Source organism: Protofrankia sp. CiP1_Cm_nod4 (assembly GCF_982290645.1).
In genome coordinates, this window is sequence record NZ_CEVIVC010000002.1 from 1 (window position 1) to 3,784 (window position 3,784).

Consider the following 3,784-nt stretch of genomic DNA (forward strand, 5'->3'; position numbering starts at 1 on the left):
GTCCGCGCACCTGGGCGGGAGGGGGCGGCTAGCCTGTCGGAGTGACCGCGCCCGCTGGCCCGCCTACCGGGCCGCCCACCGGACCGAAGATCGAACTGCATGTTCACCTGGAGGGCACGGTCCGTCCGGCGACCCTGCTGGCGATGGCCCGGCGTAACGGGCAGGCGCTGCCGGCCACGACGGTCGAGGAGCTCACCGAGCTGTACCGCTTCCGGGACTTCGACCACTTCATCGAGGTCTGGGTCCTCACCACACATGTGATGCGCACCGCCGAGGACTTCCGCCAGGTCGTCGTCGACTACGCCGCCGAGGCATCCGCGCACGGCGCGGTCTACGTGGAGGGGATCTTCTCCCCGTGGTTCCGCGTCCGGCGCGGGATCTCCTGGGAGGAGATCTTCAACGGCTACGCCGACGGGGTGGCCGAGGCCCGCGAACGGTTCGGCCTGCCCATGGGCCTCACTCCCGACATCGACCGTGTCCTGCCGCCGGAGGAGGCCTGCGAGGTGGCCCGCCAGGCGGTCCGGTTCCGCGACCGGGGGATCGTCGGCCTGGGGCTGGGCGGACCGGAGGCCGGCCACCCGCCCGAACCGTACGCGCGGGCGTTCGCCATCGCCGCCGACGGCGGGCTGGCCGCCGTCCCGCACGCGGGGGAGAGCGGCGGGCCGGCCTCGATCCGCGGCGCGTTGGACGCCCTGGGCGCGCGCCGCATCCGGCACGGCATCCGAGCCCTGGACGATCCCGGCCTCGTAGCCGATCTTGTCGAGCGGGATGTCGTCCTGGACGTCTGCCCGGTGTCCAACCTGCGGACGCGCTCAGCGGCGGATCTTGCCGGGCATCCGCTGCCCGCGCTGGTCGAGGCGGGGGTGCGCTGCTCGCTGGCCACCGACGACCCGGCTATGTTCGACACCGATCTCGGCCGTGAGCACGCGGTGGCCGCGGCACTGGGCGTGTCCGCCCGTGGCCTGTACGAGGCCGGCGTCGCCGGCGCGCTGTGCGACGACGCGACGCGGCAGCGGCTGGCGGCGATCGGCACCGGCACCGACTGGGACGCCGTGCGGGCGGCGCTGGCCACGGCCGCCCGCACGGATCCGCTGGCTGCCGGTATCGCCGCGGCCGCCTCCTTCCCGCCCGCCACCGCGGCCGTGCCGGCGGCCGTGCCGAGCTCTGGGCCCGTCGGCGGTGCCGGAACCGCGACGGTGCCGCGGTGAGCTCCGTCCCGGCAGGCCCGGCAGGCCCGGCAGGCCCGGCAGGCCCGGCAGGCCCGGCAGGCCCGGCAGGCCCGGCAGGCCCGGCAGGCCCGGCAGGCCCGGCAGGCCCGGCAGGCCCGGCAGGCCCGGCAGGCCCGGCAGGCCCGGCAGGCCCGGCAGGCCCGGCAGGCCCGGCAGGCCCGGCAGGCCCGGCAGGCCCAGAAGACCTGGAAGACCTGGAAAATCCAGGGGGTCGGGAAGATCTGAGGAGTCAGGAGAGCCGAGAGGGCTCGGAAACAACAGAAGGCCGAAAATTTCCTGAAAGCCCAGCCGGTCGGGAGGATCTGGAAAATGCGGCAGGACCGGCGGGCCGGCGACATCCGCTGAGCTCGCTAGGACCGCGGGCCCTGCGCGGCCCGGGTGGTCCGAGAAGCCCGGGGAGCCTGAAAGTCCCGGAAAGAATTACGGGGAGCCTGGGAAGAAGCATGCGAGGTACGAGGAGCCCCGCGGGCCCCGCGGGTGGAGCCCCGGCACGGGTGGCCGGGCCTCAGAAGCGGCCGGACGAGGTCGCGGCCATGTTCGACGGTGTCGCCCGGCGCTACGACCTGACCAACGCGGTGCTCTCGGCCGGTCTGGACCGCACCTGGCGCGGCGCCACCGCGGACGCCCTGGACCTGCGCCCGGGGCTGCGGGTACTGGATCTGGCCGCCGGCACCGGCACCTCGTCACGGGCGTTCGCCGCCCGGGGCGTCTCGGTCGTGGCCTGCGACTTCTCGCTGGGCATGCTCCGGGTCGGGCAGCAACGCCTGGGCCAGCGTCCGCCCGCGGCCAGCGGCGGCACAGTGACGCCGGTTCCCGGCGGTGGCACGGAGCCGGTTCCCGGCGGTGGGGCGCTGGCGCTGGTCGCCGGGGACGGGCTCGCGCTGCCGTTCGCGGCGGCGTCCTTCGACCGGGTGACGGTCTCGTTCGGCCTGCGCAACGTGGTCGACGTCGAGGCGTGCCTGGCGGAGCTGGCGCGGGTGACCCGTCCGGGCGGGCGCCTGGTGGTCTGCGAGTTCAGCCGCCCGACCTGGGCGCCGTGGCGCACGGTCTACACGGAGTACCTGATGCGGGCGCTGCCCGGCCTCGCCCGGCTGGTCAGCAGCAGCCCGGACGCGTACGTCTACCTGGCCGAGTCGATCCGGGCCTGGCCGGACCAGGCGGCCCTGGCCGACCGCATCGCCGGCGCGGGCTGGACCAGGGTGGGCTGGCGTAACCTCACCGGCGGCATCGTGGCCCTGCACCGGGCCTGGCGCCCGGCCTGACCGCCCCGTTGGCCGGGCCGGCCGGCCCGTTGACCGGGCTGGCCGGCGGCGGCCCCGGCGCGACCGGGGCCGAGAGGCCGGGCGGACCGGCTGATCGGACGGGCCGGGCGGCTGGCCGGAGCCGGCGGTCGGATCAGGTGGTCGGATCAGGCGGTCGGATCAGGTGGTCGGATCAGGCGGTCGGTTCGGGTGGCTGGACCAGGTGGCCGGGTTGGACGGGCGGGCCGGGTGGTCAGGTTGGGATGTGGGCGTCCAGCCAGGTCAGGGTGCGGGCCCAGGCGTCCTCGGCGGCGGCGGCGTTGTACACGGCGGGCCGGGCGTCGCAGTGGAACCCGTGCTCGGCGTCCGGGTAGCGGACGACCTGCGTGGGCACGGCGGCGTCCCGCGCGGCCGACCGGAAGGCCTCGACCTGCTCCACCGGGATGCCCTGGTCACGGTCGCCGAACAGGCCCAGCCACGGGGCCTGCAGGCGGGGCGCGATCTCGATCAGGGGTGCCTCGCCGAACCTGCCCTCGGCGAGCCCGCCGCCGTAGAAGCTCACGGCGGCCCCGAGCGGGCGGTGGACGGCCGCGATGGTGGCGACCGACCCGCCCATGCAGAAGCCGACCACCGCGATGCGGCCGACGGCGGTCCCCTCGTCGGCGAGCAGGGCCATGCTTGCGTCGACGTCCTCCAGGATGTCGAGGCTGTTGAGCGTCCCCATGGCCTGCCGGACCACGGTGAAGTCCCCGCCGTAGGGGAAGACCGGCGAGCCCACCCGGTGGAAGAGGGCCGGCGCGATGGCGCGCCAGCCGGCGGTGGCGAACCGGTCGCACACGTCCACGATGTGGTCGGTGAGCCCGAACGCCTCCTGGACGACGACGACCCCGCCTCGAGGCCTGCCGGCCGGGTGGGCGACGGCGGCCTGCATGGGCCCGTCCGCGGTGGACAGCGTCACGGTCTCGCGGCTCATCTGTGCTCTGCTCCTGTCCGGTGCATCCGGTGTGGGTACGGCTCTACGAGAGGATCGCATCAGGGACGGCGCGGCCCATGCTCCGTAGTACCCCAGCGTGCGGGATCAATCACTGTCGTTCCGGCACATCCACGGCCGTCCGGTGCGGCGTCCACCATTCGGTGGGTGATCCGGGCAGACCGGCCGGCCGGTCTGTGGCGGCCTGTCAGCCGGGCCGCTCGCGGGCACGTGTGGGCACGTGTGGGCGCGTGGGGCGTGACGGCCTGCCGACTCCGTGCGCCCGGCGAGGGCGGGAGCGTACGGCCCGGTGCCGGTCGGCCATGCTGGCCGTCGTGCCATGA

3 protein-coding genes are annotated in these 3,784 nt (G+C 75.4%); 2 read left to right on the top strand and 1 reads right to left on the bottom strand.

Annotated features, from left to right (window positions below; all coding sequences use genetic code 11):
• Positions 1-41 precede the first annotated feature (41 nt).
• Positions 42-1,208, top strand: a complete 1,167-nt coding sequence (add, locus tag AC5LSR_RS00905) for an adenosine deaminase (RefSeq protein WP_250283250.1) — start codon at positions 42-44, stop codon at positions 1,206-1,208.
• Positions 1,209-1,672: 464 nt separating this feature from the next.
• Positions 1,673-2,491 (top strand): demethylmenaquinone methyltransferase, encoded by an 819-nt coding sequence (locus AC5LSR_RS00910; RefSeq protein ID WP_445548776.1) that lies wholly within the window; start codon positions 1,673-1,675, stop codon positions 2,489-2,491.
• A 232-nt stretch (positions 2,492-2,723) separates the two neighbouring features.
• Here the strand turns inward: AC5LSR_RS00910 and AC5LSR_RS00915 are convergent, their stop codons facing one another.
• Complete coding sequence (locus AC5LSR_RS00915) at positions 2,724-3,443, bottom strand: dienelactone hydrolase family protein (protein ID WP_250286193.1); 720 nt, start codon at positions 3,441-3,443, stop codon at positions 2,724-2,726.
• Positions 3,444-3,784: the final 341 nt, after the last annotated feature.